The organism is Methylobacter sp. Wu1 (assembly GCF_036553575.1).
GTDB lineage: Bacteria > Pseudomonadota > Gammaproteobacteria > Methylococcales > Methylomonadaceae > Methylobacter.
On record NZ_JAZHOC010000084.1, the window covers coordinates 26,908 to 41,011 of the forward strand.

Consider the following 14,104-nt stretch of genomic DNA (forward strand, 5'->3'; position numbering starts at 1 on the left):
TTTTTGATATTAATGATGCAAATGTGTTGACAGCCAACGCTCGGCCACTTCTTCCGCGATGCCTTTGCGCCGCGCATAATCCGCTAACTGGTCGCGGTCGATTTTTCCGACATTGAAATACTGGGCGTCAGGATGGGAGAAATACCAGCCGCTGACAGCCGAAGCCGGATACATCGCATAGCTTTCGGTCAGTTCTATTGACGTGTTTGCCGTCACATTCAGCATTTCAAACAGCTTGGCTTTCTCGGTATGGTCGGGGCAGGCTGGATAGCCAGGTGCCGGCCTGATGCCCTGATAGTCTTCGCTAATCAGCTGCTCATTAGCATAAGCCTCGTCTTCGGCGTAACCCCAGTATTCCTTTCTGACCGCTTCATGCATATATTCAGCGAATGCTTCGGCCAATCTGTCGGCCAGAGCCTTCAGCATAATGGCGCTGTAATCGTCATGATCCCGTTCAAACTGACGCAGTTTTTCTTCTATGCCGATGCCGGTTGTAACGGCGAATGCACCGATATAATCGGCTTTGCCGCTATCTACCGGCGCAATAAAATCGGACAGGCAATAATTGGGCCGGCCCGGCGCCTTTATATTCTGTTGCCGCAAATGATGCAAAGTCTCGAGCTTTTGCTGGCGCGAGTCATCGGTGTAAACAATGACGTCATCGCCATCGCTGTTGGCCGGAAAAAAACCGATGACGGCACGGGCGGACAGCCATTCCTCGGTAATGATTTTCTTCAGCATGACTTGGGCATCGTCAAACAACTTTCTGGCTTCATTGCCGATGACTTTATCGTCGAATATTTTCGGATAGCTGCCAGCCATTTCCCAGGTTTGGAAGAAAGGCGTCCAGTCGATATACCAGACCAGCGTGTCCAGCGGGAAATGATCGATGACGTTGGTGCCCAGAAACGTTGGCTTGACCGGCTCATAGTTGCCCCAGACGTATTTATTGCGTCTTGCCGCAGCCAGGGTATGTTGTTTGGTTTTTGCCTCGCGGCCTTTGTGCCGGCCCCTGACCTCTTGGTATTCTGAACGGATTTTCTGGATGAAATCGTCTTTCAGGTCAGTGCTCAGCAGATTGCTGGCGACGCCGACACTTCTAGATGCATCAGTTACATAAACGGTAGGTCCATGATAATTGGGCTCGATTTTGACCGCCGTATGCGCGCGCGATGTAGTCGCGCCGCCTATCATCAGCGGAATCTCGAAACCCTGACGCTCCATTTCCTTGGCGATATGTACCATTTCGTCAAGAGACGGTGTAATCAGACCGCTCAAGCCGATAATATCGACATTTTCCAGGCGCGCCGTCTGCAGAATTTTTTCCGCCGGCACCATGACGCCCAAATCGATAACTTCATAATTGTTGCATTGCAGCACGACACCAACGATATTCTTGCCGATGTCATGGACATCGCCCTTGACTGTTGCCATCAGAATTTTGCCGTTGGTCTTCATTTCGCCGGATTTATCGGCCTCCATGAACGGCATCAAATAAGCGACGGCTTTTTTCATGACCCGCGCAGATTTGACGACTTGCGGCAGGAACATTTTGCCGGCGCCGAACAGATCGCCGACCACATTCATGCCGTCCATCAATGCGCCTTCAATGACATGCAGAGGCCTTTCGGCTTCCAGTCTCGCCTGTTCGGTATCTTCCTCGATAAATTCGTCGATGCCCTTGACCAATGCGTGCTCCAGGCGTTTACTGACGGGCCAGCTGCGCCATTCCTGGTCTTCCTGTTTTACTGCACTGCCGCCCTCGCCGCGGTATTTCTCGGCCAGTTCCAGCAATTTTTCCGTTGCGCCCGGGTGACGGTTCAATACCACATCTTCGACTGCATCGCGCAAATCTTCGGGAATGTCGGCATAGATCGCGAGCTGGCCGGCATTGACGATGCCCATGTCCATGCCCGCATCGATGGCGTGGTATAAAAATACGGCATGGATTGCTTCTCTTACCGGATTGTTGCCGCGGAATGAAAACGATACGTTCGACACACCGCCTGAGACCAGCGCATGCGGCAGGGTGCGTTTGATTTCACCTGTGGCTTCGATAAAATCCAGGCCGTAGTTATTGTGTTCATCAATACCGGTCGCGATCGCGAAAATGTTCGGGTCAAAAATGATGTCTTCAGCAGGAAAGCCGAGCTGTTCGGTAAGAATTTTATAAGCCCGCTGGCAAATTTCGATTTTCCTGTCTTTGGTATCGGCCTGGCCCTCTTCATCGAAAGCCATGATGATAGCAGCCGCGCCATAGCGGCGGATCAGCTTGGCGTGCTGTATAAAAGCCTCTTCGCCTTCCTTGAGTGAAATGGAATTGACGACGCCTTTGCCCTGGATGCATTTCAGGCCGGCTTCCAGAATTTCCCATTTGGACGAATCGAGCATGATAGGCACTCTGGCGATATCGGGCTCGGACGCGATCAGACTAAGAAAGCGCACCATCGCTTGCTTGGAGTCCAACATGCCTTCGTCCATGTTGATATCGATAATCTGGGCGCCGCTCTCAACTTGCTGTTTGGCGATGTCCAGCGCTGCTTCGTAATTGCCTTCAACGATCAATCTCTTGAATAAGGCCGAGCCGGTTACGTTAGTGCGCTCGCCCACATTTACAAATAAGGTCTCCGGACCTATATTCATGGGCTCCAGCCCGGCTAACCGGCACTGTTTCTCGATGACGGGAATAGGTCTCGGACTGTATTCTTTTACGGCTTCGACTATCGCTTTGATATGCGCCGGCGTGGTACCGCAACAGCCGCCGATAATATTCAGATAGCCGCTGCGCGCCCAATCGGCCAACTCTTCCGCCATCGCCTCCGGCGACTCGTCGTATTCTCCGAACTCATTAGGGAGGCCCGCATTCGGATGCGCGGAAACGTAAGTATCTGCAATGGTTGACAGTTCATCTATATGCTGACGCAGCTCTTTTGCGCCTAATGCACAGTTAAAACCAAATGCTATCGGCTCGACATGCCTGAGCGAATTCCAGAAGGCGGCGACAGTCTGTCCGGAAAGCGTTCTGCCCGAGGCATCGGTGATCGTGCCGGAAATCATGACCGGCAGTTTATAACCAATCTGTTCAAAATATTGTTCGACCGCAAAAATGGCCGCTTTGGCATTGAGCGTATCGAAAATGGTTTCAATCAGAATGATATCGGCGCCGCCGTCGATAAGGCCGCGTGTCGCTTCCGTATAAGCCTCAACCAGATCATCAAAGGAAATATTGCGAAATCCCGGATCGTTGACATCGGGCGACATGGAGGCCGTGCGATTGGTGGGCCCTAAAACACCAGCGACAAACCGCGGCTTTTCCGGCGTCTTTGCAGTGAATTCGCCGGCGGCTTGCCTTGCCAGTCGCGCTGATTCAACATTGATCTCATAAACCAGCGATTCCATTTCATAATCGGCCATGGCGATGCTGGTCGCATTGAATGTGTTGGTCTCTACGATATCAGAGCCGGCTTCAAAATAGGCCCGGTGAATGGCTCTGATAATGTCGGGCTGAGTTATCGACAGCAGATCGTTATTACCTTTAAGATCCACAGCCCAGTCAGCAAAACGCTCACCCCGGTAGTCTTTTTCTTCCAGCTTGTAGCTTTGGATCATTGTACCCATCGCACCATCAAGAAATAAGATTCTCTGGGATAATAGCTGCTTTAATAATTGTATTTTGCTCATTGACACTGCCAAGGTGGTATCAGTTAGGATAAAGATTGATAGCGATAGTCGGCTTGAATATAAACATTGCTTAAAGAGCAATCAACCACTATTATTTTAATATTTCTATCGGAGAAGGACATGTCGAAACCAACAGTAATTCAAGTAATTAAGAGCGTTCTGTCCGCCGTCGTCGGTGTACGGAGTGAAAAGAACAGACAAAAGGACTTTGAACAGGGCTCGCTTTCAACTTATGTTATCGTAGGGGCAATCTTTATTGTTCTTTTCGTGTTTGGTCTCATCTCACTTGTCTCAGTTATCGTTGGCGACTAAGTTTACGCTTTTCCGATGTCTCATTAGAGGATTCTTCTCTGCCTCCGATTAAACAAGGCGCAGCATTGGCATGAACTTAACTTCGGCCAACAACTTGGAGCCTTCATATTTTCCAGAATTAAGTCTTTGATATACTGAATAAATATACTCAATACTGTCTCGGATAAAATTCATCCATGTGCTTTAGGAATCAGCATGCAATAGCCATAAAAAAAGCCCAAGCATCGCTTGAGCTTTATTTTATGACTACTCTTATCTTTTACTTTTCTGTGGTTTTAAAGCTTTGTTTTATACCTTGAAACATTTCTTTAATGCCACTGAATAAATTAGCTAAATTAAATTCTTCTTTAAGAACAAATTTATTGCGAATCACCGCAACTGCTAAAAAGCCAGCGATTGGTGGCATCAATTCAAAAAATACTGATAACAATATACCGCCAACTCCTTGAAAGCCGCCCTCATTCTTTCTGTCGCCAATGGTCAATAAATCACGCTCATATCCACTGCTGGCCTCACTGCCTCTGACCGCTTCCAAAATATAGATGTTGAACTGAACCAATAGCATTTGCACAATAAAAAAAGCCACTGCACAAATCCCAACCCACATCAATACATTGTTTACTTTTGCTCTCATGGCCGACTGGTAAACCCAGAGAGCCGCAATAATCATTACAATACCGCCTATCATCGTTATACCTCTGTTTTAATTATCATTTTTTTGTCAGGAAGAAGAAAAGATATGTACATTTCAAAACCATGTTGGAATTGTCTTTTTCAACAACCTTACATGATTCATACTTTTCCCGTCCAGGTGTGCTTTGTTTTTTTAGTACGCCATCTTCCACGAAGTACTTCAGGTTAGCTTTAAACTCAGGGGTTCGACCAACAGAGTCAGTCGCTGTTGTTTCAAGCGTACCGTCCTCCTTAAAATCCCACTCAACAGTGATTTTCTTCTTTTCTCCATTCAATTTGATCGCTTCCGCATATAAATCCCATTTACCCAAAATCTCAGATTTATTCTTCAATTGGACATCAGCATTTGCAGAAAGCGTAAAGAAAATCGCAACGAGCGGTAACATCTTAACGTATTTTTTCATCTTTTTATCTCGACATATCAGCTTTCAAGCTTTAGATTTTAAAGTATAACACACCCGCTTTCGAGCTTTAAATTTCAGCTCGGAGCAATATCTCTTGGTCAATCTCTTCATAAAGTTATGTGATAATTAAGCCTTGACTTTAACTTCACCTAAAGTATCATACGATTTCCGTTTGCTATATCATTAGCAGTTTCTAAATTATATATTATAGGTAGGACACTCATGGGAGCGATCTTAGATATCACCGAAATGTTAAAATCACCAGCTGGCATGATCGGCGCAGTAGTTGTTATTGCTGCTGGCTACTTCCTTGTAAAATGGGTATTCGCTGAGCACCCAGACGACGAAAAGTAAGATTTAACAGTTCTGTCCCTACTTTGGCCGCTCGTATCGCATCAATCTGTGTTTTCGCGGCGGCCTCAGTTTCCTTCATAATTCCCCCCTAAAAATTGAGATTTATTTTATAATTTATACATTGATTGTTTCGAATTTTCGAATTTAGAAAATGTATAAATTACTCTTCTCCAAGATTTCAAGTCTCCATTCCAAGCCCGCACCTGCAACAGGCGTTGGTTTATTCCGAATTTTTTACGGATTAATCACCCTGCAGGAAATTATCTTCCTGTTATATTTCAATCACTTAATTTTTGATCCAATCCCCTACATGGATGTGGAATTTCCTATGATTCCCTTCTTCCTGTGCCTCTGGGGAGTTATTGCTATTTTTATTGTTGCCGGGTATCGCTATCAATTCGCGATCATTTGCAACTATATCTTCTGGATCATTTTCGTTAATTTTACCCCTATGCAGAGGGATTTTGACGGAGGCTTTGATGTATTCATGATAGGAGCAGGATTCTTCCTGCTTTTTATGCCCGGCAATCGCGCTTTTTCCATAGATAGCCTCAGATACAAGCTTAGCAGCCCCTTTACTCACTACAGCACCTATTCCAAACCAACCGTTTCAGCGCTTGCTTATTATTTGCCTGTCGCTATCTGTCTTGGATTTCTCTACTTTGATTCGGCTATCCATAAAATGTTTGCCGAACACTGGCGCAATGGCCTCGGGTCCTGGCTGCCGGCAACACAGCCTTATTATGTTTCAGCAATTGACATGTCTCCCTTGCTGAACAACGAGCTTCTGGAAAAAACCATTGGCTATACTATTCTGGTCTTTCAGTTTACTTTTATATTTTTCTTCTCCAATCCTTGCTTACGTATAGTTTACCTTCTCCTCGGGATTGGACTTCACCTAGGCATTGCCCTGTCTTTCAATATTTATCCTTTTGGCATGGGCATGCTTACGTTTTATACGCTGCTCATCCCTTTCAGCTGGTGGCGATCTATTGGCGAACTGATCACTTCGAAGCAACCGGCACTTACTGTATTTTATGATCAACAATGCCCTCTTTGTAATCGAACTGTCCTCACCCTCAACCATTTTGACATCTTCAAGCGCATCGATTTTAAATCAGCGCAAGAATACGCTTCCGCATATCCGGCTCTTGCATCAATAGATAGAAAGACCTTACTCACCGATTTATATGCGCTGGATAATGACAACCGCATCTACTCCGGCATCGATACTTACATTCAAATATTTGCCAAAATGGGTTATTTGCTGCCAGTCAGTCTGGTTATGCGCCTACCCGGCATTTATCGATGGGCAGCCAATAAATACCGTACCATTGCAGATTCTCGCGCGCGTATTACCTGTTCATCTGAATGCATTGTTACCACAAAACTGCCTGATAATAGTCTTTATCATCGCATCTTTGAACAATTCGCTGCTCGCTCACCTAAACTTTTTGCAGTGCGACTCTCAAAAGTCCTTATTGCCATATTATTTCTGCAGTTAAACAGCACCATACATTATGGCTTCATCTATAGATTCAAGTTGGACCCAAAGCAAAATGCATTCAGCACCGCTCTTGCCCAGGCTAGCAATTCACTCCTTATGATCTCTCAGAGTTTCCTAGGCATCACACCCCATGCCCTATATCTGCATGATCATTTTGCCGGCTATGACCATATCTTAGCCATTACGTATATCGACCAGAATAATGTTGAACGCTGGCTGCCATTTGTTAATGAGCAAGGTCGATTATTAGCGCCAAACTGGGGCAGAGTTCACTCCATGTGGGCTAACATTGCTGTTACACCCAATATTGATAACAAGCGTTTACATAAGTTTATTATGAAGATCACTGCTTTTTGGGGCCAAAAAATTGACTTAAAGCTCGATGAAACGGTGTTTCATATAAAACTCAAAAAAATTGATGCGCCTTCTTACTGGGTCCATGATCAATTGCACAAGAATTTTTCTTCACCATGGAGCACTATTGGCACTGTCAAATGGAATCATGGCGTAATCACCTTTGATCTACCGGATAATATCAATGAACTATAATGTTCCTAAAAAATTCGAGGGATTTTATATTGCATCATCCATGTAGTCGTGATATAAATTGCTTGTGCTTAAAAACTGGCGCAAAAAATATATAAAAATAATTTACACCCCTATGGAGGATATTATTATGAAGAAAGTATTATCACTTTTAGCTATGGCATTGATGATCGTTGGTTTAACTGGTTGCATCGACGATCCAGATGGCACTAAACAAAAAGTTTCTAGCTCTATCTCTCTTTAATCAATAGAGATCAAAGAACCAAAAAACCCAGCTTTATGCTGGGTTTTTTGTATAAACTCAAAGTTTTTTCAGAAACATTTCTTAATTAACTTCAGTTCGGTAAGCATCCGAAATAAAAGGCAACAAGTCGGCATCACGCAAATTGAGAGTCGATTTTTTATCTTGATAAGTATAGGCCACCGGACAAGCAATAATATTGGACAAATAGTTGCTTAAAGAACGATGCAGCGAATGCTCAAGATCGCTAATATTCTTGAGTTGAGCGATTCAGCGAGATAGCGCTTGCCCGGCAAACATTTATCAAACACATCCATGACTTGAGGCTTCATGTTTTCTTTAACGTGGTGGTAATCAGGGTGATGTTCTGATTCGCCAATAAGTCGGTTAATTTCCGAAACATACAGTCTCGGCCGCCAAATAGCTGGTCCGTCAATAATTTCACCAGATCGGGGACCGGCTTACGATCACTCACATTGCTCGATGTGATGCAAAATGACAATCTCGCCTTGGTCGTTAACAATCAAATGCAACTTGAAGCCATAAAACCAGTCAGCGGATGATTTGCCGCACCTCCTTGACGAAGGTTTTGGCCATGGAATGCAGATATTTTCGCACACGCCCAGAGCAGCATTGATTCGATAAAAACGATGCCTGCCGAAACGCCACGACGACCAGCCATAAAGGCGATAATCGGCACCAACAGTTCGGCGTCAGTTAGATAAAACGATTATAGCTCAACAAGCCAGAAAACTAAGACCGCCAATAGTGCTGCACATGCTTCAGATAAAACCATTTGAAGATTCGAAAACCAGCCTGATGGTAAGCCATTAAAATCGTGATCATCTCGCCACAACTCATCCGATAGGTATGATTTTGCCTCTTCTCACCTTAGTCTAATTGATTTTTTTGCCATTCAGCCTATAAAGGCTCGGCAAAAATCGTCCACATCGCAAAATAAGAGTGTTCATCAGCAACTGGTTTTAGTTTGGGAAAGTTAGCGTCGAAAACTTATTTTTTCTTTATCAGGACTTACGCGTTTTGCCTGTTCAACTGCTGAGACAAGCGGTTTTAAAACCTGTGGGGACGACTTCGCCTAGAGCGCCTACTGTTGGTAGTCGCCCATTCAGAAAAAGGCGACTGAAGTCGCCTCCACAGGCTTGCGTAAGTCCTATTTATATAACAAAAAACCCGCTTCTCTTCCTTACCCCGAACTCAGGTTAATTTCATTCTCGCATTGTTACCGCCAGCAATGATCGCCTTTATAACAGCAGCCCAGTTTATGGCGAATAAACTCATCATTAATGATCTCAAACGGTTAAAGCAAGTATACTTTCAACTAACTCTGCACTCACTAAACATCATTAAATAACTTGTAGCGCCGTTATGGCATCACCACAAGAAGAGACCAAAAGCATACAACCATTGCCACTGATCGGCTTATTGAAAATCGCTGGCGATTTTCCTAATTGCTGCACCTTTGACACGAAGATGATCATTGACTTCCCGTCGCGCTCACTTCTAACCCGTCTTCGATTCACACCTCAACCTTCTAAAAGTGATCAATTTTTACACGATTCTTTTCTGAAAAATTGCTCAATTCCAGTATTTTTAACAGCGTCGTTAATTTCAAGTAGCAAAAATGTTCTGTCTATTTTCGTCTTGTCCAACTTTTATTATCCAGAACAACAATTGCCTTGCTCCGCCTGCGCTTCACAACCTATGCAATATTAGTGAAAAAATTCAGTCCATACCACAATCTTTCTGCACAATCATTGTGCACCATGATGATTTCTGCTCGTAATAACTGTAGCCTTATTTATTTCCGGAAATCTAATGTTTTTAAAGTATTAGCCAACTTATTCTCTGAAATTTTCATTTTACAAACAGTCTCAGCATAAATTACTTCAACCGCATTCAAACGGCCATCCTTATCCCAATTTAAAGTCACTATCGCTTTGAATATACTTAATACGCATGTTAAATCATTCGAAATATGATCCATTTCTGTTGATTTACGTTTATTCATCCCTACACGATTTCAATCCATTTATTAAATTTACTACTCAACCTTTACTTGTTATACCTTTTATTTTCCACAAATAAAAAACCCCCGTTACCATTCGGTAACGGGGGTCTTAACCCTTAACTGACAACCAATGTTATCAGCTAATTATTCATTAGATGAATGTTGGGATTAATGGAGCGTCTACAGTAACCAATTGACGGTTGCCAGCTTCATCATAGAAGAACAGCAAACCAGCAAAACGGCTGTCTGGATCGTAGATCAAGTCAGCTAAACGATAAACTTCCCATGCAGCGTCAGAAGCAGTAACTTCAACAGTTCTTGATTCGCCTGGAGCAAGTGGGCTGTTATCGCTAACAGTCAGACCTTCTTCAGCTAACAAGTCATCTGGATAGTTAGTTGTGTCTTCAGAAACTGCTGGATCCAAGAAACGTACGCCAGCTGTTTCGAATTCGCCTAAACGAATAGCTGAATCACCGTTGTTTGTAACAGTCAGTGTCATTTGCATAGCACGACCTGGTACACGGTAAGAAGCATCTTCAACTTTAACGCTTACAGTAGGTGCAGGCATTTCAATTGGTTTCATGCCACGCATCAAACCAGCTTGCAGAGGAGTAGTTACAGGATACTGTTCGTTAGTGCTGCCCATTGAGAAAGCAACGATAGCGATAGTACCAGCACCGAAAGCCATAGCAACTTTCTTGTCAGTAGCAGTGATCAAAGAATCACCTTTACCTGATTCCATAGCGATATAACGTGGAACGAACAATGGTTTACGTACCCAGTATACCAACCAAGCTAAGCCCAGAGCATACCAGAAAGCGTGCCAGAAGTAGACGTTGCCCAGGTTGAACGTTTCCAGGTCGATAGTTTCGCCTGTCAAAGTTGTGATTGGGTTAGTGAATGATCCCATTGTACCAGTAATAGTTACCCATTTACCTGGACCGATGATTGGACCACCGCCTTCAACGTTCATCATAGTATGAACGTGCCAGTCGCCTGGACGACGTGCTTTTAACAATACTTTAAACTCATAAGTTTCACCCAGTTCCAGAGTAACTGAACGAGGAACTAATTGACCACCGATCCATGATCCTGCACGAATAAATACAGCACCTGGAATACCAATGTTCAAGAATGATACTTCTGGTTTATCAACAGTTTCAGGCCATCCAGCGAAAACGTGGAATTTACCAGAAATTGTCATTGTATCGTTTACTGCTACTTCTTCTTTTGACCAGTTCAAGTCAAACCAGTGAATAGTACGCATACGCATGAACGCAGCCTGTGACTTTTCACCATGAGCAGATGCAGTTGGTGTGTAGAACATCGCTGCTGTGACAGTCATCAGCAGTGCGACAAAGGATAGTTTTGCAACTTTGTCTTTAATTAATTTCATATATCCTCCTCTGTAATAGAGAGTCTATTATTTTCCGAGCATCCTAGGGCAACTGAAATAATACGGTTGCCTCTAGTCCTTTTAATGTGTAGTTTTCTGTTAAACGATTCTTATGCAGACTGAACGAAGTCAGGTTTTGCGAACCATTTACCGAAGAAATGCCACAGGAAGTAAATTAAGATACTCACAAAAGCAGAGAAGAATGCTGATACTGGAGCAACGTCTTTACCGAAAGTTCTTAGTGTACCTTTTTCAACCATTCTGATGTACTCAGGAGTACCAGTTCTTACGTAGTGGTAACCTTGTAAGTCAGCCAGAGTAAACATCATGCCATTGTATTCAACAGGAATGTGCAATGGAGCAATGATTGGCCAGTTGCCAGGATAGAACAACAGACCCCATGCCATACCACCAACAACCGCTGTCAATGTCATGCTGTTAGACAACATCAGGATAACATCCAGAACGATAGCGCCTGGCATCAGGTTTGAAGGGAAGCAGAAGTTAACTGGGAAGTATGTCCAGCCCCAGAAGTTCATGTATCTGTTGATCCACTCACCTAACAGCAGACCCAGTACGCAGATAACTGCGCCGAAAGGCAGTTTGTAACGGAACCACAAGCATGCTTGAACAGCAGCAGGGAAAGTAATTGAAACGATTGGTGCAACAGTTACCCACAGACGTCTGTCTTTCCAGTCAGTCCAGAAATCCCAGTCACCACCGGTCAACATGTAGTGAATGTGATAACCGCCCAGAATTACGAAAAACGCTGCGAAGACGATCATGTAATCTAACGTACGAGAAGCTTTTACCGCTTCAGCACGCGAACGAACAGCTGATTGAGATGCGCTCATTAGCTTACCTCCTAAAGGATTTAAATTATTTTTATTTAATACTATCTTTCACTATGCTGTTTTGCCTTTGAAAAGAAGGCAAAACAGCTAGGAGATAGTTATTACAACCGAAGACTCTATTAAGCCAAGTCTTTTTTCAGCAGTTTAGAGATAGATGCAACTTCGATGTTGATAACACCCAAGATACCTAAAGCTGCCCATCCGAAGAATACGAAGCCATAGTGCAGAGGTGCAACGAAGAGCTCTTCCATAAACCAGAAAGTATGACCCCACTCATTCAGACCAACGTTTGGCAGAATCATGAAAGGACCAAGTACTGATACCATGTACTGTAATGCCAGACCTTGTTGGTATGCAGGCAGTCTTGTTTTTGCATACAGGAATGAAGCAAAACCAGTAATGATATAGATAGGATAGCTCAAATAGAATTCGATGATGTGACTTGGAGTGAAGTCAGTATCACGAACGATTGTTTGGTGCCATGTACCATCTTGCTCAGTGAAGTAGCTAGCGCCATAGTAAATAGCAGTAGCATAGCAAATCAACCATGTCCAGTGAGTAAAGTGTCTTCTTAACTCTTCTCTTGGAGTGATTGACATCACTTTGCGGTCACGAGTTTTCCAGATGTAACCCCACAGAATTGATGCGGTGACTACTTCAAGAATCATCTCGGCGTACAGAAAGTTCATCCAATAAGTTTCGAATTCAGGTGCGAATGAATCCAGACCAGCTGACCAGCCATAAATACCTTCGTACCAACGAACCCAAGCGTAGAAGACCACATAGATCATTACGCCACCAATCAGATTTCTTTTATTTAACAGCGGTGCTTCCGCAGCATCAGCTTTCACTGATTCAGTTGTAGCTGCCATTTCTACCTCCTAAAAATTATCAAATCCCCGGTTTATTAGCCGGGAGTCTATTGTTACAACTCCATTTTCTCTCCCTACTTCTAATTCTAGAATCAGGGTGTCACTAAGTCTATTTAGTGAGCGCTCAGTCTACCAGTTCGATTAACCTTGTCAAGTCAAAAACAATTCTGAATTCTGTTTACCTCATCCTCACTTCATTCACGATAAATTTCCTTGCTGTTAAAACTTTGATTTCTGTTAAAATTCTTGTCTATCGTTTCTATTTTTCTGATGTAATTTCTAAATCTTATGAAAAAAAATCTTATCTTATTTCTGAGAAAACACCCTATGTTAGTCCTCGCCGTCGGTCTGGTTGGACTGATATTACTTCAGCGGGAATTCATCATGCCCCTGATCTACAAAGTTATCCAGTCAGATTTATTTCTTGTTGAAACCAAAGATCAAGGCAGCGCCTCCCCTGTTTCCAATTCTCTTACAGATCTCGCGTTCACGCACTGCAACAGTTACATTAAATCAGAGCTCGGTTCAGATGTAACAATTAACTTTCCTGAGAAACCTATTAATGCCTGGAGCCTTGGCGATTATCAGTATGTGATTAACGCTGAAATCGATGTAACCAGCGACTCATCTACTACCACCAGAAAATATGTATGCCGAATTAATTACAATAATAAAGACAATGAGGAAGGCGCCCTTGATTCTGCTAACTGGTCTGTCTACGGATTGTCTGGTTTAGATGATATCTAGAACTTATCCACCCATTTGTTATTAATTGTCTGGATTTACACAATTTTTGCCTTTCCCTCACCGTGAAGCCTACAAGGAAGTAGGCTTGAGGTATAGTCATTTCTGGTGTATGACCTAGAGAGGAAAGCGGTGTAACCTGTTGGTAAAAAGATCTCCCCAGATCAACCACCAACATGAGGAAAACACCGCCATGACAGATAGTAATGTCATTACCCTGAATAAGCCAGAACAGAATGATCCGTTGCAGGAAGTGCTGCGCGAGGGCGCCCGCAAATTGCTGGCTGCCGCCATTGAAGCCGAAGTCGCGGCCTTTATCGCGCAGCATAGCGCGTTGAAAACCGACGCTGATAAAGCGGCCGTGGTACGGAACGGTTATCTGCCTGAGCGTTCGATTCAAACCGGGCTCGGCGACATTGCGGTCAAAGTGCCGAAAGTGCGGGATCGCTCCGGCTCGGGCATCAAGTTCAA

At 43.9% G+C, this 14,104-nt stretch carries 13 protein-coding genes; 5 read left to right on the forward strand and 8 right to left on the reverse strand.

Annotation, left to right across the window (positions count from 1 at the left end):
• Positions 1-9: 9 nt before the first annotated feature.
• On the reverse strand, positions 10-3,681 hold the full coding sequence (gene metH, locus V2P20_RS19730) for a methionine synthase (RefSeq protein WP_331821402.1): 3,672 nt from the start codon (positions 3,679-3,681) through the stop codon (positions 10-12).
• A gap of 120 nt (positions 3,682-3,801) precedes the next feature.
• On the opposite strand from metH, the gene V2P20_RS19735 reads away from it, so the two are divergent.
• A complete protein-coding gene (locus V2P20_RS19735; RefSeq protein ID WP_194968276.1) occupies positions 3,802-3,993 on the forward strand; it encodes a DUF2970 domain-containing protein in 192 nt (63 codons plus the stop codon).
• Between the two features lie 259 nt (positions 3,994-4,252).
• Here the strand turns inward: V2P20_RS19735 and V2P20_RS19740 are convergent, their stop codons facing one another.
• Together V2P20_RS19740 and V2P20_RS19745 are read right to left on the reverse strand one after the other, a co-directional pair.
• Positions 4,253-4,681 carry a hypothetical protein gene (locus V2P20_RS19740; protein ID WP_331821404.1) on the reverse strand — a complete coding sequence of 143 codons (429 nt, stop codon included), beginning with the start codon at positions 4,679-4,681 and terminating at the stop codon, positions 4,253-4,255.
• 22 nt (positions 4,682-4,703) lie between these two features.
• Complete coding sequence (locus V2P20_RS19745; RefSeq protein WP_331821406.1) at positions 4,704-5,090, reverse strand: hypothetical protein; 387 nt, start codon at positions 5,088-5,090, stop codon at positions 4,704-4,706.
• Between the two features lie 222 nt (positions 5,091-5,312).
• Between V2P20_RS19745 and V2P20_RS19750 the strand changes: the two genes are divergently transcribed.
• Both V2P20_RS19750 and V2P20_RS19755 read left to right on the forward strand, forming a co-directional pair.
• Positions 5,313-5,444 carry a hypothetical protein gene (locus V2P20_RS19750; protein WP_255528651.1) on the forward strand — a complete coding sequence of 44 codons (132 nt, stop codon included), beginning with the start codon at positions 5,313-5,315 and terminating at the stop codon, positions 5,442-5,444.
• Between the two features lie 151 nt (positions 5,445-5,595).
• On the forward strand, positions 5,596-7,500 hold the full coding sequence (locus tag V2P20_RS19755; RefSeq protein WP_331821410.1) for a DCC1-like thiol-disulfide oxidoreductase family protein: 1,905 nt from the start codon (positions 5,596-5,598) through the stop codon (positions 7,498-7,500).
• Between the two features lie 705 nt (positions 7,501-8,205).
• Here the strand turns inward: V2P20_RS19755 and V2P20_RS19760 are convergent.
• The 5 genes from V2P20_RS19760 to amoC form a co-directional block, all read right to left on the reverse strand.
• Positions 8,206-8,358 (reverse strand): transposase, encoded by a 153-nt coding sequence (locus V2P20_RS19760; protein ID WP_331821412.1) that lies wholly within the window; start codon positions 8,356-8,358, stop codon positions 8,206-8,208.
• A 1,199-nt stretch (positions 8,359-9,557) separates the two neighbouring features.
• Entirely contained in the window at positions 9,558-9,767 is a 210-nt protein-coding gene (locus V2P20_RS19765; protein ID WP_331821414.1) for a hypothetical protein, read from the reverse strand.
• Positions 9,768-9,918: 151 nt separating this feature from the next.
• The gene (gene amoB, locus V2P20_RS19770; RefSeq protein ID WP_331821416.1) at positions 9,919-11,163 is read right to left on the reverse strand and encodes a bacterial ammonia monooxygenase, subunit AmoB; all 1,245 of its coding nucleotides are present in this window, start codon (positions 11,161-11,163) and stop codon (positions 9,919-9,921) included.
• A gap of 110 nt (positions 11,164-11,273) precedes the next feature.
• Positions 11,274-12,017, reverse strand: coding sequence for a bacterial ammonia monooxygenase, subunit AmoA (gene amoA / locus V2P20_RS19775; protein WP_331821418.1), 744 nt, complete (start codon positions 12,015-12,017; stop codon positions 11,274-11,276).
• 119 nt (positions 12,018-12,136) lie between these two features.
• Positions 12,137-12,889: a bacterial ammonia monooxygenase, subunit AmoC gene (amoC, locus tag V2P20_RS19780; protein WP_331821420.1), complete on the reverse strand. Its 753-nt coding sequence runs from the start codon at positions 12,887-12,889 to the stop codon at positions 12,137-12,139.
• Between the two features lie 384 nt (positions 12,890-13,273).
• On the opposite strand from amoC, the gene V2P20_RS19785 reads away from it, so the two are divergent.
• Positions 13,274-13,636: a hypothetical protein gene (locus V2P20_RS19785; protein WP_331821422.1), complete on the forward strand. Its 363-nt coding sequence runs from the start codon at positions 13,274-13,276 to the stop codon at positions 13,634-13,636.
• 190 nt (positions 13,637-13,826) lie between these two features.
• Positions 13,827-14,104, forward strand: a 278-nt coding sequence (locus tag V2P20_RS19790) for a transposase (protein ID WP_331821424.1), incomplete at its 3' end; no start/stop codon positions are given.